The 23,120-nt window shown below is 60.7% G+C and carries 25 protein-coding genes and 1 other RNA gene; 12 read left to right on the top strand and 14 right to left on the bottom strand.

Annotation, left to right across the window (positions count from 1 at the left end; all coding sequences use genetic code 11):
• Window positions 1-16: 16 nt before the first annotated feature.
• The 10 genes from glyA to QZ498_RS06410 all read right to left on the bottom strand — a co-directional run bounded on the left by glyA (window position 17) and on the right by QZ498_RS06410 (window position 9,946).
• On the bottom strand, window positions 17-1,333 hold the full coding sequence (glyA, locus tag QZ498_RS06455) for an aminotransferase class I/II-fold pyridoxal phosphate-dependent enzyme (RefSeq protein ID WP_294620916.1): 1,317 nt from the start codon (window positions 1,331-1,333) through the stop codon (window positions 17-19).
• Window positions 1,330-1,788, bottom strand: a complete 459-nt coding sequence (gene dtd, locus QZ498_RS06450) for a D-aminoacyl-tRNA deacylase (protein ID WP_294620915.1) — start codon at window positions 1,786-1,788, stop codon at window positions 1,330-1,332. Before dtd ends, glyA begins: the two co-directional genes overlap by 4 nt.
• A gap of 19 nt (window positions 1,789-1,807) precedes the next feature.
• Window positions 1,808-2,479: a nitroreductase gene (locus QZ498_RS06445; RefSeq protein ID WP_294620914.1), complete on the bottom strand. Its 672-nt coding sequence runs from the start codon at window positions 2,477-2,479 to the stop codon at window positions 1,808-1,810.
• Window positions 2,476-3,519: a proline racemase family protein gene (locus QZ498_RS06440; protein WP_294620975.1), complete on the bottom strand. Its 1,044-nt coding sequence runs from the start codon at window positions 3,517-3,519 to the stop codon at window positions 2,476-2,478. Before QZ498_RS06440 ends, QZ498_RS06445 begins: the two co-directional genes overlap by 4 nt.
• Before the next feature lie 2 nt (window positions 3,520-3,521).
• Window positions 3,522-4,634, bottom strand: coding sequence for a TFIIB-type zinc finger domain-containing protein (locus QZ498_RS06435; RefSeq protein WP_294620913.1), 1,113 nt, complete (start codon window positions 4,632-4,634; stop codon window positions 3,522-3,524).
• A 70-nt stretch (window positions 4,635-4,704) separates the two neighbouring features.
• Window positions 4,705-5,817, bottom strand: a complete 1,113-nt coding sequence (locus QZ498_RS06430; RefSeq protein ID WP_294620912.1) for an SPFH domain-containing protein — start codon at window positions 5,815-5,817, stop codon at window positions 4,705-4,707.
• Between the two features lie 23 nt (window positions 5,818-5,840).
• A complete protein-coding gene (locus tag QZ498_RS06425; RefSeq protein ID WP_294620911.1) occupies window positions 5,841-6,806 on the bottom strand; it encodes a DUF2927 domain-containing protein in 966 nt (321 codons plus the stop codon).
• A 5-nt stretch (window positions 6,807-6,811) separates the two neighbouring features.
• On the bottom strand, window positions 6,812-8,011 hold the full coding sequence (locus QZ498_RS06420; RefSeq protein ID WP_294620910.1) for a toxic anion resistance protein: 1,200 nt from the start codon (window positions 8,009-8,011) through the stop codon (window positions 6,812-6,814).
• A 10-nt stretch (window positions 8,012-8,021) separates the two neighbouring features.
• Complete coding sequence (locus QZ498_RS06415) at window positions 8,022-8,918, bottom strand: 5-bromo-4-chloroindolyl phosphate hydrolysis family protein (protein WP_294620909.1); 897 nt, start codon at window positions 8,916-8,918, stop codon at window positions 8,022-8,024.
• 209 nt (window positions 8,919-9,127) lie between these two features.
• Complete coding sequence (locus tag QZ498_RS06410) at window positions 9,128-9,946, bottom strand: tellurium resistance protein TerC (RefSeq protein ID WP_294620908.1); 819 nt, start codon at window positions 9,944-9,946, stop codon at window positions 9,128-9,130.
• 121 nt (window positions 9,947-10,067) lie between these two features.
• On the opposite strand from QZ498_RS06410, the gene QZ498_RS06405 reads away from it, so the two are divergent.
• Window positions 10,068-11,081 (top strand): GlxA family transcriptional regulator, encoded by a 1,014-nt coding sequence (locus QZ498_RS06405; RefSeq protein WP_294620907.1) that lies wholly within the window; start codon window positions 10,068-10,070, stop codon window positions 11,079-11,081.
• A gap of 65 nt (window positions 11,082-11,146) precedes the next feature.
• Here the strand turns inward: QZ498_RS06405 and QZ498_RS06400 are convergent, their stop codons facing one another.
• On the bottom strand, window positions 11,147-11,953 hold the full coding sequence (locus tag QZ498_RS06400; RefSeq protein WP_294620906.1) for a pseudouridine synthase: 807 nt from the start codon (window positions 11,951-11,953) through the stop codon (window positions 11,147-11,149).
• Between the two features lie 61 nt (window positions 11,954-12,014).
• Here QZ498_RS06400 and QZ498_RS06395 point away from each other — a divergent pair, with 61 nt between their 5' ends.
• Entirely contained in the window at window positions 12,015-12,467 is a 453-nt protein-coding gene (locus QZ498_RS06395) for a nucleoside deaminase (protein WP_294620905.1), read from the top strand.
• A 64-nt stretch (window positions 12,468-12,531) separates the two neighbouring features.
• Here the strand turns inward: QZ498_RS06395 and QZ498_RS06390 are convergent, their stop codons facing one another.
• Window positions 12,532-13,224: a metal-dependent hydrolase gene (locus QZ498_RS06390; protein ID WP_294620904.1), complete on the bottom strand. Its 693-nt coding sequence runs from the start codon at window positions 13,222-13,224 to the stop codon at window positions 12,532-12,534.
• A 149-nt stretch (window positions 13,225-13,373) separates the two neighbouring features.
• On the opposite strand from QZ498_RS06390, the gene gatC reads away from it, so the two are divergent.
• The 6 genes from gatC to QZ498_RS06360 all read left to right on the top strand — a co-directional run bounded on the left by gatC (window position 13,374) and on the right by QZ498_RS06360 (window position 17,614).
• Window positions 13,374-13,661, top strand: a complete 288-nt coding sequence (gene gatC, locus QZ498_RS06385; RefSeq protein ID WP_294620903.1) for an Asp-tRNA(Asn)/Glu-tRNA(Gln) amidotransferase subunit GatC — start codon at window positions 13,374-13,376, stop codon at window positions 13,659-13,661.
• Window positions 13,661-15,142, top strand: coding sequence for an Asp-tRNA(Asn)/Glu-tRNA(Gln) amidotransferase subunit GatA (gene gatA, locus QZ498_RS06380; protein ID WP_294620902.1), 1,482 nt, complete (start codon window positions 13,661-13,663; stop codon window positions 15,140-15,142). The genes gatC and gatA overlap by 1 nt, the downstream gene beginning before the upstream one ends.
• A gap of 34 nt (window positions 15,143-15,176) precedes the next feature.
• Window positions 15,177-15,905: a hypothetical protein gene (locus tag QZ498_RS06375; RefSeq protein WP_294620901.1), complete on the top strand. Its 729-nt coding sequence runs from the start codon at window positions 15,177-15,179 to the stop codon at window positions 15,903-15,905.
• Window positions 15,906-15,980: 75 nt separating this feature from the next.
• On the top strand, window positions 15,981-16,601 hold the full coding sequence (locus tag QZ498_RS06370) for an N-acetylmuramoyl-L-alanine amidase (RefSeq protein ID WP_294620900.1): 621 nt from the start codon (window positions 15,981-15,983) through the stop codon (window positions 16,599-16,601).
• An 11-nt stretch (window positions 16,602-16,612) separates the two neighbouring features.
• Window positions 16,613-17,013: RNase P RNA component class A (gene rnpB, locus QZ498_RS06365), an RNA gene on the top strand.
• Between the two features lie 94 nt (window positions 17,014-17,107).
• Window positions 17,108-17,614 (top strand): DUF2244 domain-containing protein, encoded by a 507-nt coding sequence (locus QZ498_RS06360; RefSeq protein WP_294620899.1) that lies wholly within the window; start codon window positions 17,108-17,110, stop codon window positions 17,612-17,614.
• A gap of 9 nt (window positions 17,615-17,623) precedes the next feature.
• On the opposite strand, the gene QZ498_RS06355 is transcribed toward QZ498_RS06360, so the two are convergent.
• Complete coding sequence (locus QZ498_RS06355) at window positions 17,624-18,082, bottom strand: GatB/YqeY domain-containing protein (protein WP_294620898.1); 459 nt, start codon at window positions 18,080-18,082, stop codon at window positions 17,624-17,626.
• 197 nt (window positions 18,083-18,279) lie between these two features.
• Here QZ498_RS06355 and carA point away from each other — a divergent pair, with 197 nt between their 5' ends.
• Window positions 18,280-19,428: a glutamine-hydrolyzing carbamoyl-phosphate synthase small subunit gene (gene carA, locus QZ498_RS06350; RefSeq protein ID WP_294620897.1), complete on the top strand. Its 1,149-nt coding sequence runs from the start codon at window positions 18,280-18,282 to the stop codon at window positions 19,426-19,428.
• A 91-nt stretch (window positions 19,429-19,519) separates the two neighbouring features.
• The gene (locus QZ498_RS06345; RefSeq protein ID WP_294620896.1) at window positions 19,520-21,448 is read left to right on the top strand and encodes a glycosyltransferase; all 1,929 of its coding nucleotides are present in this window, start codon (window positions 19,520-19,522) and stop codon (window positions 21,446-21,448) included.
• Here the strand turns inward: QZ498_RS06345 and QZ498_RS06340 are convergent.
• On the bottom strand, window positions 21,389-22,033 hold the full coding sequence (locus tag QZ498_RS06340) for a GntR family transcriptional regulator (RefSeq protein WP_294620895.1): 645 nt from the start codon (window positions 22,031-22,033) through the stop codon (window positions 21,389-21,391). The two genes, QZ498_RS06345 and QZ498_RS06340, sit on opposite strands and share 60 nt — an antisense overlap.
• Window positions 22,034-22,143: 110 nt before the next feature.
• Between QZ498_RS06340 and QZ498_RS06335 the strand changes: the two genes are divergently transcribed.
• Both QZ498_RS06335 and QZ498_RS06330 read left to right on the top strand, forming a co-directional pair.
• Window positions 22,144-22,788 (top strand): pyrimidine 5'-nucleotidase, encoded by a 645-nt coding sequence (locus QZ498_RS06335; RefSeq protein WP_294620894.1) that lies wholly within the window; start codon window positions 22,144-22,146, stop codon window positions 22,786-22,788.
• A gap of 84 nt (window positions 22,789-22,872) precedes the next feature.
• Window positions 22,873-23,094, top strand: coding sequence for a hypothetical protein (locus QZ498_RS06330; protein WP_294620893.1), 222 nt, complete (start codon window positions 22,873-22,875; stop codon window positions 23,092-23,094).
• The last annotated feature ends 26 nt before the right edge of the window (window positions 23,095-23,120 follow it).

Genomic DNA, 23,120 nt, shown 5'->3' with positions numbered 1-23,120 from the left:
TGAAGATTTCGGTTTGTTAAGTCACATAATGCAGGGTCGTGAACTCGGCCCGGAAAGCGGCCACTTCTTCGGCCAAGGCCTCGGGCGCGTTCGAGGTGAGCGCCATGCCGATCAGGTTGGCCAGCCGTTCGGCATGCTCCACCCCCACGCCCCAACGGACCAATTCTGGCGTGCCGATGCGAAGCCCGTTCATATCGCCCTCGACGTCTTCAATCGGCAGGCCAATACCACAGGCCAGAAACCCTGCCTTGCGCAGGGTTTTCGATGCTGCCTGCCCACCACCAAAGCGCGCGGCCTCGACCGCGAATTGATGCGAGCGGGTAAAGCCCTGTTCCTTGGCAAAGATTGGCAAGCCTTGCGCATCCAGCGCCTGCGCCAGCGCTTGGGCCAGATCAATCATCGCTTGCGCGTAATCCGCCCCCTGGTCGCGCCAATCCAGCATGGTCACGGCCAAAGCGGCCGATTTCGCGGCGTCAAAGTTGGCAGTCATCCCCGGAAAGGCGATGGCGTCCAGACGTTGCGCCAGGTCGGGTTCGTTCGTCACGATGAGGCCCCCCGCGGGCCCACCAAGGCTTTTGTAGGTGGACATGGTCATCAGATGCGCGCCCTCGTCCAGCGGGTTGCGCCACGCGCGCCCGGCAATGATCCCGCATTGATGGGCGGCGTCGAAAAGCAGTTTCGCGCCCACCTCATCGGCCACGGCACGCGCCTCGGCCACCGGGTGTTCAAAGAGGTTGAGACTGCCACCGATGGTGATCAACGCCGGGTTCACCTTATGCGCCAGATCGCGCAGGCCCTTGATATCCACGGTATAGCCATCGGCCAGCACCGGGGCCGGGTGGATATGCAACCCGTAAAGTCCGGCACAGCCCGCCGCGTGGTGGGTGACGTGGCCGCCAATGCTGGCGGGTGGGGCAATGATGGTGTCACCCGGATTGCAGGTGGTCATAAAGCCGTAAAGATTGGCAATCGCGCCCGAAGGCACGCGGATTTCGGCGTATTTGGCGTTGAACACCTCGGCGCAAAGTTCCGCCGCGATCACCTCGATTTCCTCAATCGCTTCAAGCCCCATCTCGTATTTATCGCCGGGATAGCCTAGCGAGGGACGAGAGCCGAGGCCGGCCGACAACAGCGCCTCGGCGCGCGGGTTCATCACGTTGGTTGCGGGGTTGAGGTTGAAACACTCGCGCTCATGGATATGCAGGTTTTGCTTGGTCAGCTCCTCGATCCGGTCGCGCAGAGCGTCGGACTCGGTTTTGGCGGTTTGGCCCGCGATCTCTTGCACCCGTGCTTCGCAGGGTTCGGGCACCCAGTCTCGTTTTGCCAATGTCATGCGGTCGCCTTTCCTGCGTCAGTGTCCATCCAGATGGTCACCGGGCCATCATTGCGCAAATCCACCTTCATGTCCGCGCCAAACTCCCCGGTTTCCACCGGCACCCCTTGGGCGGCCAGTTGCGCTGCGAAATACTCATAAAGGCGCTTGCCTTCATCGGGGGGCGCGGCGGAGGAGAACCCGGGGCGGTTGCCGCGCGAGGTATCGGCGGCCAGCGTGAATTGACTGACCACAAGGGCCGCGCCTTCGATATCGCGGACCGAGCGGTTCATCTTCCCCGCCTCATCGGTGAAAATCCGCAGCTTGGCGATCTTGGCGGCCAGTTGGTCGGCCTGTGCCTCACCGTCGCCCTGCATGGCGCAGATCAGCACCAGAAGGCCGGGGCCGGTCTGGCCGATCACTTCGCCGTCGACTGTGACCGAGGCATGGGTGACACGTTGCAAAAGCGCGCGCATGGGCGGGTCCTTTTTTGGCTCAACCGCGCAGGTCGAGGATATCATCAAGCGCCGCGCGCTCGGTCCGGAATTGGTTGGCGGGGTGGCCCGGGTCAGGGTAGCCAAAGCTGATGGCGCAAAGGATGTTGCGGGTCTCGGGCAGGCCAAAATGCGCGCGGATCAGGTCAGGATAGGCCGCGACCGAGGCTTGCGCGATGGTGCCCAACCCCCGCGCCGTGGCCGCCAGTAGAAAGGCGGTGACAAAGCCGCCGGTGTCCATGGCACCATAGGGGCCAAGAGCCGCCTCGGCATGAACAATCGCCACATGCGGCGCGCCGAAAAGGCGGTAGTTTTGCATGGATTGCTCGGCGCGGGCCGCGCGATCCTCCCGCGCGATGCCGACCGCCTCATAGAGCTGATAGCCACAGGTGCGCCGCCGTTCGCCGTAAACGCCGGGATAGCCCTCCGGCCATGGCATGTCGGCCCCGGGCTTGGCGCGCTCCACCTCGGCCAGAAGGGCCGTGCGGAAGGCCTCGGTTTCCGCGCCTTGGGTGACGACCACCTGCCAAGGCTGCGCATTGCACCACGAGGGTGCGCGGCCTGCATCGCGCACCACCTCGGCAATCACCTCTGCAGGCACCGGATCGGGCCTGTAGGCGCGGCAGGAATAGCGCGCGTCAAGGATCTCGCGCAGGGTGTCGGCTTGGCTCATGCCTCATCGTCCTTATCGTTGGGCCATGTATCGGACAAGCGATACCCGTAGGGCCATGGATCATCGGGGTCGAGCATATGGGTATGCATGCCGGTGATCCATCCCCGGCCCGAGATTTCGGGGATGACGGCGGGGGTGCCCTCTAGGTCGGTCAGCGCCTTGATCCGCCCCTCGAACCTCGAGTCGATCAGCGAGGTGGCGGCATAGCGATCCCCTTCACCCATCTGCCCGCGCGCCTGCAACAGCGCCATGCGTGCCGACAGGGCCGTGCCGGTGGGCGAGCGGTCGATCTTGCCGGGGCGGATCGCCACGGCGTGCCGCGCCTGAAGCCCTTGGGCCGTGTTGTGCGGGGCATGGGTGAACAGGCAAAAGGAAATATGTCGCCAATCGGGATTTGTGGGATGGTGAAAGCCAAGCTGTGCGGTCGCCGCTTGGGTGATGCGGGTGCCAAGTTTCGCGAGTTTCCGGGCGTTTTCCGGCACCAGATCAAGGCCCAGGGCACTGGCATCCGCCACCACGAAACTATCCCCGCCAAAGGCGGTATCGACAGTCATCCGCCCCAACCCCGGCACCTCGATCTCGGCGTCCATCTCGGCAGCGAAGGAGGGAATATTGGTCACATGAATCCGCTGTGCTTTGCCATCCGCGCAATCCGCCCGCACCGCGACCAACCCGCCGGGGGCCTCCAGCGTCAGGTGTGTGACGGGCTCCTGCATCGGGATGATCCCGGAATCCAGCAGCACCGTCGCCACACAGATCGAATTAGAGCCTGACATCGGCGGCGTGTCACATGGCTCCATGATGACAAAGCCCATATCGGCGCGCGGGTCCTTGGGCGGCACCAACAGGTTGACGTGCCGAAAGACCCCACCGCGCGGCTCATTCAAAACGAAACGGCGCAGGCTGTCATCTTGGGCGATGAAGCGTGATTGCGCCCAAAGGGTATCTCCGGGCGGCGGCGCCACGCCGCCAGTAATCACATCGCCCACTTCCCCCTCGGCATGGGCCGAGATGACCTGAATAGACTTCAGGCTGCGCACCATCAGAATTGCCCCTCATTCATGGCAATGGCATAACCCACGGCCCCGGCGATCAGCAGGCCGATGATAACGGCAAAGGTGATCTTCCACGCCGACCAAGGCCGCTCGCCCTGCACGCGGCCCGTGCGGCCATTGACGACGAAACGGTAGGTTTCGCCCCGGTATTTATAGGCCGCCAGCCAGACGGGCAGCAGAACATGCTTGAAGGTCACATCGCTGACGCGGGTTTGAATATCGTGGATGCGTTGCCGGTCCCCGCCGATGTCGAATTTCACATCGCGGGTAATCACCCGGTCCATATGGGCGCGCGCCTCGACAAAGCCTTCGTCCAATTCCACGGTATAGCCCTCGGCCCGGAACCCGGCGAGGTATTCGGGGTTATATGGCTCCATTGCCGATAAATCCCACGGCTCAAGCGCATCGGTGAATCGCTTGGGCAGGCTGCGCGAGGCCAGGACCAGTACGTCATCGAAAAACCGCGCCACGCGCCCCGACACCCGGCGCCAACGGACCTTGGGCACGCGCACCTGTTCGCGCTTGCCATCGCGAAAGACCGTTTGAGTCTCATAATAAATCGTGCCCCGCTCGCCATGGTACTCTGAGGCGGTATCGGCATCGAAGGTCCAATAGGGCACGTAAATCCCCTGCATTTTCCGCCCCTTGCGGGCATAGGCCTGCAATCCATTGGGCGCAAACCACAGGCTTCCCAGCCAATCATTCATTGCCTCGCGCGCTTTTTCTTCGTCAAGCGCAAAGGGCAAAAGCCCACGCGGCTTGATATGGCGGTGCGTGCCGGTGTCGGTGACCACCGGGGTTGCGCAAAACGGGCACTCGGCGGCGTGGAGGCTGGCGTCAAACTCCACCTGTGCGGCACAATTGGGGCAGGTCAGAACGCGGGTTTCCTCGATCTCCTGCTCGGGCAACTCCTGCGCCAAGGCGCGGTCAAAATCCAATTCACGTATCGAACTCTGCCACGGGCCGGAATGGGCGATTGTCTGGTTATGGCCACAATGGTCGCAGACCAATTCGCCACGATCCGGCGCAAACCGGTAGTCCGCCCCGCATTGATCGCAGGGAAAGCGGTGTTCTTCCAAGGGTGCGGTGTCGGGTGTCATGGCGATCACCTGTCTGGGCAAGACACGCCACGTCAGCCAAAGGCCCGAGTGGCGCAAATCACAGGGTCAATCAGGTCCCCGGCGGGGGCGGCGGCAGAATGGTGAAAAGCTGCGCCAGTTCCTGCACATCCTCGGCCCGCATCCAGCCATCTTGGCCTGCGGTCCAGACATAGGTGTCCCGCGTAATCTTGCCCTCGGTGGCCATGCGGCCAAGCGCGGCCTTCGAAAACGGCCCCTTTGTCTCGCCACCCTCGGCAATGTGCCAGACGTGTTCGACCGGCGGGGGCGGCGGCGCGGCGGGCGATTGCGCGGGCTGTGCGCCCCACGGCCCTTGGTTCGCCATGTTCTGCGCCATGGCCATGCCCATGCCCATGCCAAGACCCGCGCCCATGCCGCCCCCGCCCGAAGGCGTACCAGCGGCAGAGGTCATGGCCTCGGCGGCGGAATACTGTGTGAACTTGCCCAGATCCCCGGCAAGCCCCATCGAAGTACGTTTATCCAACGCCTCTTCCACCGCAGGGGGGAGCGAGATGTTTTCGATGTAAAACTCCGGGATGATCAGGCCATACTCGGACACCACCTTGGTGATCTCGGCGGCCACCAGTTTACCCAAATCCTGGGTGTTGGCGGCCATATCCAGGACCGGGATGCCGCTGCCCGCGATGATACGTGAAAAGGCCTGCACGATGATATTCCGGATCTGATAGCTGATCTCGTCCATGGTGAATTCACCATCGGTGCCGACGATCTCGGTCAGGAACTTGGCCGGGTCGCTGACCTTCACCGCATAGGTGCCGAAGGCGCGAATGCGGGTCGGGCCAAACTCGGGGTCGCGCAGCATGATGGGATTTTTCGTGCCCCACTTGAGGTCACTGAAGCGGGTGGTGTTGACGAAATAGACCTCGGATTTGAACGGCGATTTGAAGCCGTGATCCCAGTGGTTCAGCGTCGTCAGGATCGGCATGTTGTTGGTTTCAAGGAAGTAAAGACCGGGGGTAAAGACATCGGCCAATTGCCCCTCGTGGACAAAGACCGCCGATTGCCCTTCGCGCACGGTCAGCTTCGCGCCATACTTGATTTCATGGCCTTCCCGTTCGAACCGCCAGACCATGGTATCGCGGCTGTCGTCGACCCAATGGATGACGTCGATGAACTCACCGGTCAGAAAATCGAAAATACCCATGTTTCAGGTCTCCTTCAAATACGTCAGCTCGGCCCGCCACCCAAGAGGATGCTGCTGATGATCGGGCGGGCCTGATCCGGGGTCATGCCGGGGGTCAGGGCCGGGTTGTAAAGCAGGCGCAGCAATTCCTCGTCATGGGTGGTCAGCAGCGCGAATTCATCGTCATCGTTGAAAATCGACGGCCGCGCCTTTGGGCTGTCGTTGGCAAGGCCAAGCCCCTGCGCCAGTTCCTCATGCACGCAAGAGCGGCGCATCAATTCCGGGTGTTCCGAGCGGATAAAGGCAATTGCCCGGCTATAGCGATAGTCGTTGTTGCTGTCGGAAAAGGCGACGACAAGGCAATGGATCGAGCGGGGCAGGTTGCGGAACAAGGCCAGCGAATTCGGCCCGATATTGGGGACGATCTGCTTGACACGGCTGACCGCCTGATCGCGGTCGTCCTCGCTCATGAACAAGACGTGGAAATTGGGGTTGGAGCTGCCGGCACTGATCGGGTGGCCGGTGATCCGCGACAGGCGCGCGGCATAGCGGTCGACCATGGCCTTGTCTGTGGCGCGTTGCTCTTGTGGTACATTGGCCCCGAATTCCACCGCCATGCGCACCGGGCCGGTCCATTTGCGCAAGCCACCTGGCTTGTCATTGCCACGCCGGAACCCACCGTTCCGGGCATATTCATCGTAAAAGGCGATGCGCTCGAAATTGCGCATCAGGTCGGTGTCGGTATAGGGCGTGTCCACCCCGCCGCCGCCCGTGCGCAAAAGGCCTTGGGCTAGCAAATCGGCCTGCACCGCCGAGTAGTAGCGGGACAAGGCCTGACTGCGCTGCGACGGGCCAGAGCGCCGCTCCGGCGCGCTTTCCGGTGGGGCCACGCCCGCCGGGCGGGCCTGTGGTTTGGTCGAGGGGGGCGGGGGCGCCGCCATGCAGGCCGACAGGGCCAGCAACGCCAGCCCCGTTAGTCCCGAATGCAAAATGCGACGCGCCTTGTCCATCTTGGTTACGCCTGCGGCACGGCGGTGCCAGCGTTGTCGCCTACACCATCCTTGCGCGCCTTGGCCGATGCCAGCGTATCGCGCAATTCGGTTTCCATCTTCTTGAGTTCTTCTTCGGCGGCGGCGCGTTTCGCCTTGCCTTCGTCGGCGATTTGCAGGCTTTCTTCGATGGTCCCGATTAGGTCGGCGTTGGCCTTCTTGACCGCTTCGATATCGAAAACGCCGCGCTCCATTTCCTCGCGGATCATCTTGTTGCTCTCGCGCAGGTTGGCCGCGTTCGAGGTCAGCAATTCATTGGTCAGATCATTGGCGTCGCGCACGGCGGCGGCCGCTTCGGCGCTGCGCTGAATGGTGACAGCCTGCGCCAGTTGGGTTTCCCAAAGCGGCACGGTGTTGACGAGGGTGGAGTTGATCTTGGTCACCAGAGATTTGTCGTTTTCTTGCACCAAGCGGATCGAGGGCAGAGATTGCATGGTCACCTGACGGGTGAGTTTCAGGTCATGCACCCGGCGTTCCAGATCATCGCGCGCGGCGCGCAGATCGCGCAATTCCTGCGCTTTGATCACTTGGTCGTTCTCCGGCGCGGCCTGCACCTCGGCCTCCTTGGCCGGGATGGTCTTCTCGTCCAATTCTTTCAGCTTCTCTTCACCCGCCGAGATATAAAGCGCCAGTTCGTCGTAGAATTGCAGCGTCTTTTCGTAAAGCAGATCAAGCGATTTGATGTCCTTGAGCAGCGTATGCTCATGGTGCAGCAGATCGTCGGTGATCTTGTCGATCTGGCCTTGCACGGTTTCAAACCGGGCGGTGAACTTGGCAAAGGGCGCGGCCTTTCCCAACAGTTTCTCCCACCATGTCCGTTCACGGCGCACATCCAGTTCCGAAACCGAGAACCCCCGGATCGTCGTCACGATCCCACGCAAGGAATCGCCAGCGGGGCCGACATCCTTGTTGCGCACACCCTGCAACATCCCTTGCGAGATTTCCTGCAACTCCGCCTGCGCGGCCGACCCGAAGGAGACGATCGAATTGGTGTCGGCCATGTCAATCTCGTCCATCCGCTTGCGGATCTCGGCCCCAACGGGCGCATCGGCCGCCTCGAGCGGAACAATAGCATTGGCATCGGCCGGTTCGGGCAGGATCGTGCGGCTGACTTCCTCGACTTCGGCCAGCGCGGCCTCGGCTTTCTGGCGGATATTCTCTGACATGGTGGTCCTCTTACTCATTGTTGCTATCAGGGCGGATGCCCTCGCGCTGCAACCGGTCGCGCAGCACGTCAATCTCAATCGTCAAATCGCTGCGGTCATCCAGCAGCAGCTTCTCGGTCCGGGCGGCGAAATTGCCCTCCAGATCATCCAGTAGCGTCAGGTAATCCTGCCGCGCCCCGCTATCGCGGTTACGGCTGTAGATATCGGCGAATTTCACCGTCGCGTCCTTGGCTCCCAGCAAGTAAACCGACAGGTACTTGCGTGCCGCCGTCAGGTCGCGAGGGTCTTCCTCGACCGTGCGGAAAAGATCGCGCGCGGTGCTTTTGAACCGCTCGACCCGGCCCTCAAGCTGCCGGTCGCCGGCGCGCTTGATGGCCTCTGACATATCCGCCAGATGCTTTTCCGCCTCGTCCACGGCCCGCGCCACGCGATCCGTCTGAAACAGGTCCACTCCCTCGGCACCCTTGTCCTGCAAGGGGTCCAAACCGAAGGCGAAACTATGAATGACCGCGCCCAGCACGGCGAAAATCACCGCCTCCAAGGGGCCAAACCCGGCCAGCCCGGCGACACCAAGGCCCAGACCCGTGGCCAATGATCCCAAAATTTTGCGCGGCAGGGCCGGGCGGCGGGCCACTTTGCGGGCCTCATAGGCCTCTTGCGCCAAAATCCCCTCGCGCGTGAGCCAAGCGGCCAGGATCAACAGGCCAAGCGCGGCCAGATACATCGCCATCACAACGGGTTCCGAGGTGAAAGCCTTCCAAATCAGCGGCAGCGGCGCAAGAAACAGCAGGTTCACCCGGCCCCCGGCCTTGGTGCGGCGCGCGCCCTGAAAGCTGCCGCGGTCCACCGGCGCTGGTCCGCCTTGCGCGCCATCGGGGCTGAATTTTCCACCGTACCGTTGGGCCATGTCACGCGCCTCCCGCGACCGAGACGTAAAGCATCAATGCAACAAGCAGAAAAAACGCCAATTTTTGTAACCCGGTATCGGACATACACCCCCCACGGCCCAGCGGTTCATAAAGAACTTAGGCGATGCTGCGCTTGCTTGCTAGGGGGAAGATTCGCGTAGGTGGCGCATCGCCCGAATCTCTTCAGGCGATGCGCAATATGGTGTCGTCAGTGCCGCGCGGCGGTGCGCCGCTCGGCATTCAGTTTGCGGGTATAGCCCGATTGGATCACTTCCACGGCCACAAGAACGACAACCGAGAAATAGAAGGTGGTTTTCGACATCGGCACCACTTCATAGCCAAAGAACTTCAGCGCCAGCGCGTCGTCATGCATGGCATGTGCCGCGGCTTGGCCCGCTTCACCCAAAAGCACGACCCCCACGATCAAAAGGATGAACAGGCCCAGAACCTCGTACATCCGGTTTTTCTCAAGAAAAGCAGTCACATCATCCGCCAGAACCAGCATGGCCAGACCCGACAGGATGATCGCGAATGCCAGGATCGGGAAGACATCGGTGATCGCCAAGGCCGATAGCACCGAATCGAACGAGAAAATCAGGTTCATCGTCACGATCAGCATGATGACCTGCGCCGCCGATTTGCCGGACCTGCCGCTCACATCGGTATCCAGTTTCTCGATGGTCAGCATATGCCCGATTTCCTTGACAGCGGTGTATATGATGAAAATCCCGCCAAGGATGAAGACACAGGTGGCGAAATTCACCCCGCCTTCGATCACACCGGTCCAGTCGAAGACATAAAACGGCTCGGCCATCGCGTCGATCAATTGGATCATCGCAAAAAGCAGTATCACCCGCAGCGCCACGGCAATGATGATGCCCCAATAACGTACGGCCCTTTGTTGAGCCACCGGCGCACGCTGCGACTCGATGGAGATATAAAGCAGGTTGTCAAAACCCAGCACCGCCTGCAAAAAACACAGCATCAGAAGGTTGCCAAGGTTTTCGATCGTCAACAGTTCGGCCATGTCCGAAAGCTCCTTACTCGTTACACGTTGCGCGCCGCCTTAGCCCAGGCTTGTCGCAAAAACAAAACGAAACGCGTGTCTTTGCCCTATGACGCGGCGTTGGCCGTGGTATCCAAAGCACATGACGACACGCACATTCGTGCCCCGCGGGGCGGCCAGTTTTCGGGTGGATTACGACGGCCCTCCTCGGGACGTGCACTTTCTTCTATTGCCCAAACTCACGCTTTTGGCCTTCACCTCGGCGCTTGAGCCGCTGCGCGTGGCCAACCAAGTCGCGGGGCGCGCGCTTTATCGCTGGTTCTTGATGACCGAGGATGGCGGGCCGGTCTCTTGTTCGTGCGGGGTCACGATCACGCCCGACAGCGCGCTTTGCGATGTCCCGCGTGAGGCGCTCGCCTTTGTTTGTGCCGGGATCGAACCAACCGAAACCGTCAGCCCCCGTGCGACCCGTTGGATCAGCCGCCAGCGTGCTTTTGGCTGCACCGTGGGCGGGATTTGCACCGGTGCCTTTGCCCTCGCGCGGGCGGGGCTTTTGGACGGGCGGCGCTTTACCCTGCATTGGGAAAATCAGCCCGCCTTCATCGAACGCTTCATCGGATTGGAGCCCACAGGCGCGCTTTACGAGATTGACCGGGGGCTTATCACCTGCGGCGGCGGCAGTGCCGCGACCGACATGATGCTGCACTTGATCGAACGCGACCACGGCGCCGATCTGGCCAGCGTGGTGGCCGACATGTGCCTGCATTTTCGCGCCTCCACCCACGAGGCGCCACAGCGCTCGGGCTTTTCCCATGCCCTCAGTAGCCGCAATCCGCATCTGATCGCCGCCATGCGGGCGATGAACGAGACCATCGAGGCGCCTTTGGAGATTTCCGACCTGGCCGAGCAGGTGGGCATTTCCCGGCGTCAGCTTGAACGGCTGTTCACCAGTCACGTCGGCACCACCCCGGCGCAATTCTACATCGACCTGCGGATTGCCCGCGCGCATGCGCTTTTGAATGAAACCGATCTCAGCGTGGCCGAGATCGCGGCGGCCACCGGCTTTAACAGCGCCTCGCAAATGGGCGCGCGATTCCGCAAGCGCTATGGTATGTCGCCGCGCGCCTATCGCAAAAGCTGGCAAGTGGCGGGGTAGGGGCTCTCAACCTCGGCCAGAACCACCGATGTAATACCGACAAGATACCGACGTTTTACCGACAGCTATTTTGCACGTGGTTTTCCCGGTGTCCGGCGGGTGCGTTTGGGGGTGGGTTTGCCGGGTTTCTTCTCCTCGTCGCCCTGCATCCCGAGCTGATCTTTGAGCACGCGCGGGCGGATTTCCTGCACCTCGCCGGGCTTCAACTGACCCAGTTGGAACGGCCCGTAAGAGACCCGGATCAAGCGGTTCACCGACAGCCCCACAGCCTCCATCGCGCGGCGGATCTCGCGGTTCTTGCCCTCTCGCAGGCCAACCGTCACCCAGGCATTCGCGCCTTGCTGACGGTCCAATGATACCGTCATCGGCTGGAATTTTTCACCTTCCATTTCAATGCCTTGGCGCAATGGGTCCAGTGTTTTGTCGGTCGGTCGGCCCTTCACCCGCACCCGGTATTTGCGCAGCCACCCGGTCGAGGGAAGCTCCAGCTTGCGCTTCACGCCGCCGTCGTTGGTGAGCAACAGCAGGCCTTCGGAATTGAGGTCCAACCGCCCGACGCTCATCACCCGTGGCAGGTCCTCGGGCAACTCGTCATAAATCGTGGTCCGCCCCTGTTCGTCGCGGGTGGTGGTCACAAGGCCAGTGGGTTTGTGATAAAGCCAAAGCCGCGGTGGTTCCGGTGCCGACAAGTCCCGCCCATCCACCGTCACCTTGTCCTTGGGCGTAATATTCAAGGCCGCCCGCTCGATGACCTTGCCGTTAACCTTCACACGGCCAGACTCGATCATGCGTTCGGCCTCGCGTCGGCTGGCCACACCGGCTCGCGCAATAACCTTGGCGATCCGTTCGCCTTTATGTTGGCTCTCTGTCATGCGCCCCGATTAACGCAAAGCCCGGGCTTGCGAAAGCACAGATCGCGCGGCAAGAGGGGGTATGACCTTCACAAGCTACATGGATTTGGCCCTGTCCGAGGCCCGCGCCGCCGCAGAGCGCGGTGAGGTCCCTGTGGGCGCGGTGCTTGTCGACCCAAGCGGCCAAGTCGTGGCGCAGGCGGGCAACCGCACGCGCGAATTGCACGACCCCACGGCCCATGCGGAGGTTCTCGTGATCCGCGAGGCCTGCGCCAAAGCAAGCAGCGAGCGCCTGCCGGGCCATGCACTTTACGTCACGCTGGAACCCTGCGCCATGTGCGCCACGGCCATCTCCGCCGCCCGGATCGCGCGTGTGTACTACGGCGCGAGCGATCCAAAGTCCGGCGGCGTGTCGCATGGCGCACGGGTCTTTTGCCACCCGCAATGCCACCATGCGCCCGAGGTCTATGACGGTATCAGCGCGGCAGAGGCCGAAACCCTGCTCACCGAGTTTTTCAAGGCAAAACGCCCCTAATCCCTTCTTCTGTTTATAAATATCCTGGGGGAGGGGCCAAAGGCCCCGGGGGCAAAGCCCCCATTCACACCTCGATCGGCACCAAGACCTCCGGCTCGATCACATCCACACCGGGCAGGGCCTTCACCAATTCCTCGGCGGATTGTTCGAGGATCGGGAAGGTCTTGTAATGGCAGGGGATCACCGTCTTGAAGTCAAAAAACTCCTTGGCCGCATAAGCCGCGCGGCGCATGTCCATGGTGAAATGCCCGCCCGCGCACAGAATACCGATATCGGGTTTGTGCAGGTCGTTGAAGATTTTCATATCCGCCATGACATCCGTATCACCCGAGACATAGATCGTATGGCCTTCGCCCTCGATCATGTAGCCGCATTCGGTGCCCGGGACGTTGGGCCCGGTTTCGCCGCCAAAGCTCGAGGAATGCACGGCGTGCACCATGGTGACCTTGACGCCATTCAGATCGACCGTGCCTCCCTTGTTGAAGCCGATAACCTCGATCTCTTCGGCCTTTTCCCAGTAAGACATTAGGTCGAATTGCCCGACCACCGGGATGTTTTGCGCCCTCGCCACGCCGAGAACGTCGGTGACGTGATCGAAATGCGCATGGGTCAAGAGAATATGCGTGGCACCATCTGTGGCCTCCTCGTGCTTGTCTTCAGGCATCATCGGGTTGCCCGTCAGCCACGGATCAACAAGCAGGCATTGTCCGCCGATTTCGATCCGGAACGAGGCATGGCCCAACCAAGTGATTTTCATTGCTTCCTCCTGTCTGCTGGATACCCGAGCCTAACACGGCTTTGACAGGCGAAAAGGGGCCTGTGCCGTGGAATTGCCTGCTTGGGGTGCTTGCGGGTCATCGCCTGCGGCGCTAAACGCAAGGCAACCGAAAAACGGGAGATCAGGCAATGTCGATCGACAAGGAAACCGCCGCCAAGGTGGCCAAGCTGGCCCGCATCCGCGTGGAAGATGATGCGTTGCCCGCGCTGGCGGAAGAATTCAACAACATCCTTGGCTTCATTGAGCAATTGGGCGAGGTGGACGTAGAGGGCGTTGAACCGATGACCAGCGTCACGCCCATGCGTCTCAAGCGGCGCGAGGATCAGGTGACCGAGGGCGGAATGCCCGAAAAAGTCCTGTCGAACGCGCCCGATGCGCGCGAAGGCTTTTTTGCTGTGCCGAAGGTGGTGGAATAATGACTGATCTGAACAAACTGACCATTGCCGCCGCACGCGATGCCCTGCGCAAGGGTGAGGTGACAAGCGCCGAACTGACCGAGGCTTGCCTGACCCAGATCGAGGGCGCGGGCGTGCTCAATGCCTTCGTGCATGACACCTCTGACTTGGCGCGTGAACAGGCCAAGGCGGCGGATGACATGATCAAGGGCGGCGATGCACCGGCGATGTGCGGTATCCCCTTGGGGATCAAGGATCTCTTTTGCACCAAGGGGGTGGCCAGCCAAGCGGCCAGCGGCATCCTTGAGGGCTTCAAGCCCGAATATGAATCGACCGTCACGCAGAACCTGTTTGACGCGGGCGCGGTCATGCTGGGCAAGCTCAACATGGACGAATTCGCCATGGGCTCGTCGAACGAGACCAGCGTCTACGGCAATGCCGTGAACCCTTGGAAAGTGGACGACCGGCATTTGACGCCCGGCGGCTCCTCGGGAGGGTCGGCAAGCGCCGTGGCCGCCGATCTTTGCCTGGCCGCCACCGGTACCGACACCGGCGGGTCGATCCGACAACCGGCGGCCTTCACCGGGATCACCGGCATCAAGCCCACCTATGGGCGGTGTTCGCGCTGGGGCATCGTGGCCTTCGCCTCGTCGCTCGATCAGGCCGGGCCGATGACCAAGGATGTGCGCGACGCGGCCATTATGCTTGAGGCTATGTGCGGGCATGACCCAAAGGACAGCACAAGCGCCGATATCCCGGTGCCGGATTTCGAGGCGATGCTGACCGGCGATATCAAGGGCAAGGTTATTGGTATTCCGAAAGAATACCGCATGGACGGCATGCCCGAAGAGATCGAAAAGCTCTGGGCCGATGGCACCGCGATGCTGAAAGATGCCGGCGCGGAGATTCGTGATATTTCCCTGCCGCACACCAAGTATGCGCTTCCGGCTTACTATGTGATCGCGCCAGCTGAAGCGTCTTCGAACCTCGCGCGCTATGACGGGGTGCGCTATGGCCACCGCGCCAAGCTGGAGCAGGGCGACGGCATCACCGAGATGTATGAAAAGACCCGCGCCGAAGGCTTCGGCCATGAGGTGCAGCGCCGCGTCATGGTGGGCACCTATGTGTTGTCGGCTGGGTTCTATGACGCCTACTACAACCGCGCCCGTAAGGTCCGCACCCTGATCAAGCGCGACTTTGAGCAGGTTTTTGATCAAGGCATCGATGCGATCCTCACGCCCGCCACGCCCTCGGCGGCTTTTGGTTTGGGCGAGATGACCGAGGCCGACCCGGTGCAGATGTACCTGAACGATGTCTTCACGGTCACGGTGAACCTTGCCGGTCTGCCCGGTATTTCGGTGCCTGCGGGGCTGGACAAGCAGGGGCTGCCGCTTGGTTTGCAATTGATTGGCCGTCCGTGGGAGGAAGGTGATCTGCTGAACACCGCCTATGCCTTGGAGCAGGCTGCCGGATTTGTGGCAAAACCCGAAAAATGGTGGTAAACCGCCCGCAATGGAATTGGCAGGATTGAAACAGATGCGTGTTTTCCTTTGGGCATTGGGCTTGGTGGCCCTTGGTGCCTGTACGACAGCCGTCCCCGATAGCGGAGCCGGTGTCGGATTTGACGACTATGACTCCTACCTTGAGGACAAGCGCGCCCGCGATGCTCAATTGTCGGGCGGGGCGATCCCGGCACCCGATGCGGTTTCGTCTGAAACGCTGAATTCCAGCGGGCGCACAGTGTCTGACAACGACGCCGAGGCAATCGCCGCAGAGGCCGAAGCCGCATTGGCCGAGGCCGATGCCAATTCGGGCGATGATGTGGTGCACGCAAGCCCAAGCAATCCGGCACCGGCGACGGTGAACACGTCGACCGGAATTTCGGGAGAGAACGATTTCGAAGCCGTGGGCGAGCAGCGGTCTATTGAAAGCGATGCCGCCTTGATCGCGCAAAATCGCGCCCGCTACAAAGTCATCGAACCCGAAGCGTTACCGACGCGTAGCGGCTCACAGGGGCCCAACATCGTGGCCTATGCCTTGGCAAGCAAGCATCCTGTCGGCACGCAGATCTACAACCGCGTGGGCTTTAACAAGGAGGCGAAATTCCGCCGCAACTGCGCGAAATATGCCTCGCCGGATCGTGCGCAGGAGGACTTCCTGTCGCGCGGCGGGCCCAAGAAAGACCGGCTTGGCCTTGACCCCGATGGTGATGGTTATGCCTGCGGTTGGAATCCGGGTCCTTTCCAGAGGGCGGTCGGTGGTTGACGGGCCGTGCCCGTGCCGGTGATTGAAAAACCTTCCCCCAACCAAGGGCCGAGGCGGAATGACGCCCGGCCCGATATGATTGTCCTGCATTATACCGCGATGGAGAGCGCCGAAGCAGCCTTGCAGCGGCTGTGCGATCCGCAGGCCGAGGTTTCGGCGCATTACCTGATTTGCGAAACCGGGCAAGTGGTCGCATTGGTACCCGAAGCGCAGCGTGCGTGGCACGCCGGGGCAGGGGCATGGGGGGACGTCAGCGATGTGAATTCGCGCTCTATCGGGATCGAATTGGCCAATACTAGCTGCCATCCGTTTCCCGAGCCGCAAATTGTGGCTTTGGCGGATTTGATGCGCGGTATCGTGCAACGTTGGACCATCCGGCCAGAGCGGGTCATTGGCCATTCGGACATGGCCCCCTTGCGCAAAACCGATCCCGGTCGCAGGTTTGACTGGCGGCGCTTGGCCTTGGAGGGGCTGAGTATTTGGCCCGAGGCGGGCCGCGCGCCGGGCGTTTTTCTGCATGATGCGCAGGCTTTCGGGTATGTGTCTTCGAATGATGTCGATGAGGCCGCGATACTGGAGGCTTTTCGACAGCGGTTTCGCCCATGGGCCAAGGGGCCCCTTTCGGAAGAAGACTGCGCCCTCATGGCCGACTTGGCCGCGCGCTTCCCCGTTGACCGCCACCTTCAGACTGCCTAAGTGCAACTTGCGCGGAGGGCCGGATGACCGCGGGGCCTTCGGGCCGCGAGGAAAGTCCGGACTCCACAAGGCAACGGTGCCGGGTAACGCCCGGCGGGGGAAACCCCAGGGAAAGCGCCACAGAGAATAGTCTGCTCCGGCCTGCCGGAGTGAGGGTGAAACGGTGGGGTAAGAGCTCACCGCGGGACTGGCAACAGGACCGGCACGGCAAGCCCCACCGGGAGCAATGCCGAATAGGGATCGCGCGCGGGGGCCGGTCCGGGAGGGAACTCCGGGATACCGCCCGCAGGCCGCCTTGGCCCTGCGATCCGGGTTGGCAGCTAGACGCGTGTTGGCGACAACACGCCTAGAGGAATGGTCATCCAGCCCCGCAAGGGGTGGACAGAATCCGGCTTACAGGCCCTCCGCGCGTATTTGATCGTCCTTGATCCGCCAGCGTCGCATTCACGCAGCGCTTTATGGAATAAGGCCCTTTTCAGCCCTCAAGAGCGCGCTAAACTAACCGTATGCCCTATGAATGGAGCCAAGACAGCCGCGGACAGCGGACCCGCCTGAAATTGTGGCCTCACAGGTCATTGCCGCGCCGTGGTTTCGCGGCGTTCATAATGGGTACATTCACCCTTATTACCTTCCCGCTTTACCCTTTGCTCGGGACCTTCGTGCTTTGGGGGCTCTTGCCGTTCCTGCTTTTGTCTGTCGGGGGCATCTGGTGGGCCTTGGAACGCTCTTACCGCGATGCCGATATGACCGAGGAATTGGTGATCGGCCCTGAAGAAGTGCATCTTACGCGCATCAACCCAGGCGGCAAAACGCAGGAGTGGGACTGCAACAGCTATTGGGCCAAGGTCGATATGCACCCCACGGGCGGGCCGGTGGCGCATTACCTGACCATGCACGGCAAAGGACGCATGGTCGAGATTGGTTCTTTCTTGTCCGAGGATGAGCGCAAGGTACTCTATGGTGAACTGGTCGACGCCTTGCGTGCCGCGATCACGCCGGAACCGGCAGAGTGAGCAGCGCCTTTACCCCAGCTTTGCCTTGACCCGCGGACCGACTTTTCCGAAATCCATTTGACCGGTGTATTTCTGTTTGAGTTCACCCATGATCTTGCCCATGTCACGGATGGAAGACGCGCCAACATCCGCGATTGCCTTGTCGATGGCCGCTTCGACCTCCTCGTCGGACAATTGCTGCGGCAGGAACTCTTCGATGACCGCAACCTCATGCCGTTCACGCTCGGCAAGGTCGAGCCGACCACCTTCCTCGTAGGCGCGCACGCTTTCCTGACGCTGCTTGGTCATTTTGCCGAGGATGGCAAGAATATCGGCATCGCTGACGCCTGAATCATCTTCGGTGCCTCGGTTGGCGATATCCTGATCCTTTATCGCCGCGCTGATCAACCGCAACGTTCCCAAGCGCGCGCTGTCCTTTTCTTTCATGGCCGTTTTAAGGGCCGTATTGATCCGCTCTCGCAAACCCATGACTATGCATCCCCTACTATGCGTGCAAGTTTGCGACCCTAGCCAAATCAGGCCACTGAGGCAAGCTCTTGAAAGTATGTGGAACCCCAGGTTTTTCAGGCGCTCGGGCATAAAGCTGAAGACGCATCTTGTGGCTTGACCCTGATAGTCCTGCCACATAGGTATACGCCAATTTGCCCAGACCGGAGACTCACGTCATGGCCCCAGCGACCCAGGACCACCCAACCGCATGTCTTGCCCTTGCCGATGGGACGGTATTCTACGGAAACGGTTTTGGCGCGACCGGCGACACGGTGGCCGAGCTTTGTTTCAATACGGCGATGACCGGCTATCAGGAAATCATGACCGACCCCAGTTATGCGGGACAGGTCGTGACATTCACCTTCCCTCATATCGGCAACGTCGGGGTCAATCCCGAAGATGACGAAACCGCCGATCCGGTGGCCGAAGGGATGGTCGTCAAATGGGACCCGACCGAGCCCAGCAACTGGCGTGCGACGGAAACCCTTTCCGACTGGCTGGCCAAACGCGGGCGCATCGCAATCGGTGGGGTGGATACGCGGCGTCTTACACGCGCGATCCGCCATCAAGGTGCACCGCATGTGGCGCTTGCGCATGATCCTGAAGGCAAGTTCGACACGGGCGCCCTTGTCGAAAAAGCGCGCGGTTTTGCCGGACTGGAAGGGATGGACTTGGCCAGACAGGTAACCTGTGCCCAATCCTACCGCTGGAACGAAATGCGTTGGGCTTGGCCCGATGGTTATGCCGCGCAAACTGAAGCCAAGCACCGGGTCGTGGCGGTGGATTATGGAGCAAAACGCAATATCCTGCGTTGCCTCGCCAGTGCCGGATGCGAGGTAACCGTATTGCCGGCAACAGCCACGGCCGAGGAGGTTCTGGCACATGAGCCAGACGGCGTGTTTTTGTCCAACGGTCCGGGTGATCCGGCCGCCACTGGCGAATACGCGGTTCCCATGATCAAGGGCGTTCTGGACAAGGGCTTGCCGATGTTCGGAATTTGCCTTGGGCACCAGATGCTCGCCCTGGCCCTCGGAGCGAAAACCGTCAAGATGAACCATGGCCACCATGGCGCGAACCACCCGGTCAAGGATATGGAAACGGGTAAGGTCGAGATTACCTCCATGAATCACGGGTTCGCGGTGGATAGCCAGACCTTGCCCAAGGGTGTGATGGAAACGCATGTATCGCTCTTTGATGGATCGAACTGCGGTATCCGCATGACCGATGCGCCGGTCTTCTCGGTACAGCACCACCCCGAGGCCAGTCCCGGGCCGCAGGACAGTTTTTATCTGTTCGAGCGGTTCGCGGCATCCATGGTTGACTAGCCTTGGGGCGTTAATCCTTTATTAACTTGTTGTTTACGATGGATTAACCTTGCTTGCCCAAACTGATCCCGGGGTCAGCAAGGGTCAAGTCATGGGAATCTCGGAACTGCGTCAAGCCGCCATAGGGACTGATCAAAGCGACAACGCTTTTGATGCGCTTGGCGGGGAGTTGGTACGCCAAGGTGTCATTGGCCCACAAGACGCCGCCTTGGCCGGAGTTGTGCGAAAGCACTGCGATGCGACGCTCGACCGGGTGCTTATGGCCGAGGGACTGGTCAACCAAGATGATTTGCTCGAAGCGCATGCCCGCCGGTTGAACAGCCGGCGCCTGTCCCGGAAAGAGCTTGAAACCCTCGCCTCGCACGCGCCAACCCAGACCGATCCTCGCGACCTTATCAAGGATGGCGTTCTGCCGGTCGTCGACCGTGATGGGACGGAAGCCGTGGCGACAGGGCATCCTTACGTGGTAGAAGCCAAAGGTGGCATTACCCCGGACCAGCGAATCCTGCTCGCTGACCCCCTCGAGGTGCAGGATGAGATCGCTGCACGTCACCGGGGGCATTTGACCGAACTGGCACAGGCGCGCGTTCCGATCATCGAAAGCTGCCGTTCTTGGGGAAGCCAGCGGCAACAGCGCTTGGCCGTCAGCCTTGTTTTGCTCTTGCTGATCGGCGCTCTGACTTGGGGATTCCCACAAGTTGTGCTGGGTTTTTTCGTCGCTTGGGCGGCCTTTACCCTGATTGTATCGGCAGTCTTGAAAACGGCCGCTTTCACTGCGCGGATGGCAGCAGGCGATGCGGCGTTGCCAGATGCTCCACCCACGTCGAAAGCACCTTTGCCAAAGGTTTCGATCCTCGTACCACTGTTTCGGGAGACAGAGATCGCGCACCACCTGATTGCCCGTCTATCGCGACTGACATATCCAAAATGCTTGCTGGATGTGGTTCTTGTTCTTGAAGAAGAGGATGAAACAACCCGCGAAACGCTGGCGACGATTGATCTTCCCCCTTGGATGCGTGCGGTGATTGTTCCCGATGGACAGCCTCGTACGAAACCGCGGGCGATGAATTATGCACTCGATTTTTGCGAAGGCGACATCGTCGGTATTTTCGATGCCGAGGATGCGCCGGACCCGGATCAAATCACGGCTGTTGCCCGACGGTTTCAGGAATTGCCGGATGACGTGGTCTGTCTGCAGGGGGTCTTGGATTACTATAATGCGAGACAAAACTGGCTGGCGCGCTGTTTCACCATCGAATACGCCACATGGTTCCGAGTGATCCTTCCCGGAATGGAAAAGCTGGGATTTGCAATTCCGCTAGGCGGCACGACACTTTATTTTCGCCGCAGGGTGCTTGAAAAATTGGGCGGGTGGGATGCGCATAATGTGACCGAAGATGCCGACTTGGGGTTTCGGCTCGCGCGTCACGGCTACCGAACCGAGATGATCGGTACCGTGACGGGCGAAGAGGCCAATTGTCGTGTTTGGCCTTGGGTCAAACAGCGCTCCAGGTGGCTGAAAGGATATATGACCACCTATCTGGTGCACATGCGTCGGCCTTTCTTGCTTTACCGGCAACTCGGGGCTTGGAAATTCTGGGGCTTTCAAGCGCATTTCATCACGGCATTATCGCAGTTTCTTCTGGCGCCGGTCTTGTGGACGTTCTGGCTTGTCCTGTTCGGGTTGCCACATCCTCTTGATCCTGTTCTGCCGCGTTATGTTCTGGTGGCTTTCGGGACGCTTTTCTTAACAATAGAAGCGATCAACATCGCCATTCATATCGTCGCCGTTTCAGGCTCTCGGCACAGACATCTCATCCCATGGGTGCCGACGATGCACTTCTATGTCCCCTTGGGCTCTATTGCGGCCTACAAGGCACTTTACGAGTTGATCGCCAAGCCGTTCTTCTGGGAAAAGACAACCCATGGCCTTTCGTTGAACGCAGCCAGCCTGCGATCGTCAGACCATGCTGTCGACCTCGCCGGAATCAAGTTTAAGACGGGTCACGAAGGCTTTTGAAATATGTGCCTTGAGAGCGGCCCCGGCTGTCTCGGAATCGCGTGCCTCGATGGCGCTGACGATACTGTCGTGCTCTTTGAGGGCATCCTCGGGCCGACCGGCAGCCGCCAATGATGTCGTGGCCATCAGAGCCATGGACCGGTGTACAAGATCAAGCTGTTGCACCAAAAAGCGATTGTGCGATGCGAGGTGGATTTGCTTGTGAAAGCGCCGATTGGCGCGGGCCATCGCTTGCGGGTCATCCATCAGCTTGCGGTCATCCTCGACCATGTCGCGCAAAACGCGGACTTCCTCATCGGTGGCATGCCGGGCCGCGAGGTTTGCCGCGAGTGCTTCCAACTGCGCGCGCACGACATATAGCTCGGCCAGTTGGTTGTGATCCAGCGACGCCACGATCAGGCTTCGACCGTCGCGCGTCAGCAAGGATTGCGTCTCAAGCCGCTGTAGTGCTTCGCGGATCGGCGTGCGCGACATGCCAAATTGCTCGGCCAGATCACTTTCGACAAGGCGGTCACCCGGCTTGTAAATGCCCATGTCGATCGCTTCTAGGATCAGTGTGTAGGCATCTTTCTGAGGTGTTTTCATTATAAGGTCCGTCCCTGCGGTTTTATTTTCGGCAAACCGTAAGGCCGGGGCCTTCTGCGATCAAGCCTTCGCGCGTTGCGCCCATTGTCGCGGCATACTACCGTGCAGACATGCCAAAACAGCATTTCGCACATATTGAGACCTGGGTCTTCGATCTCGACAACACGCTCTATTGTCCAAGCGTGCGGCTTTTCGATCAGATCGAGGTGAAGATGACCGAATACGTCATGCAGACCCTCAAGGTGGGTCGCGACGAGGCCGACCGCTTGCGGGATCATTACTGGCGTGATCACGGAACCACGCTGGCGGGGCTGATGCGTGAACATGACATGGAACCGCATGACTATCTTGTTGCGGTGCATGACATTTCTTTCGATGCCTTGACGCCCGATCCGGATTTGCGGGCCCGCATCTTGGCGCTTCCGGGGCGGCGGATCGTCTACACGAACGGAAGTGCGCCCTACGCCGAGAGGGTGATCGAGAAACGTGGCCTATCCGGTGTTTTCGATGCCGTCTACGGCGTCGAGCATGCGCAATTCCGGCCAAAGCCCGAACGCGCGGCGTTCGACGCGGTGTTCGCCTGTGACGGGGTGACGCCGTCGCGCGCCGCGATGTTCGAAGATGATGCCCGCAATCTGGCCGCACCACATGCCATGGGCATGCGCACAGTTCATGTTGCCCCTAACCCGGTTGACGCGGGTCACATTCATCATCACACCGATGACCTGAGCGGGTTTCTTGCCAAGATAATCTGAAACGTCACCTGCGTCGAAACGCGCCTTTCGCCCACGGGTGGGGTGCCTATGTAGAGGGTCAATCCAACCTGAACAGAGGCAAGCATGACCGCGACCGATACCCAAACAATGAGCACACCGACAGTCCATTCGGAATCCGACGCGAACGAAGGGCGACTTGCCGCCAAGATCTTGGTCACGGTGCTTTTTGCCGTGATCGGCTGGGGTCTGAGCATCGCAACATGGGGGATCCCCGGGCTTTACATTCCCGCCTTGGCTATGGTGCCTGTCATGATGGTGATCTTGTTGCTCATATCACGCGGATGAGGCATTTCTTCTAAATAGCGGAGGGG

Source organism: uncultured Roseovarius sp., assembly GCF_913057115.1.
Classification (GTDB): Bacteria; Pseudomonadota; Alphaproteobacteria; order Rhodobacterales; family Rhodobacteraceae; genus Roseovarius.
The sequence above is the reverse complement of the archived record's forward strand: the minus strand, read 5'-3'. Positions and strand labels throughout refer to the sequence as shown.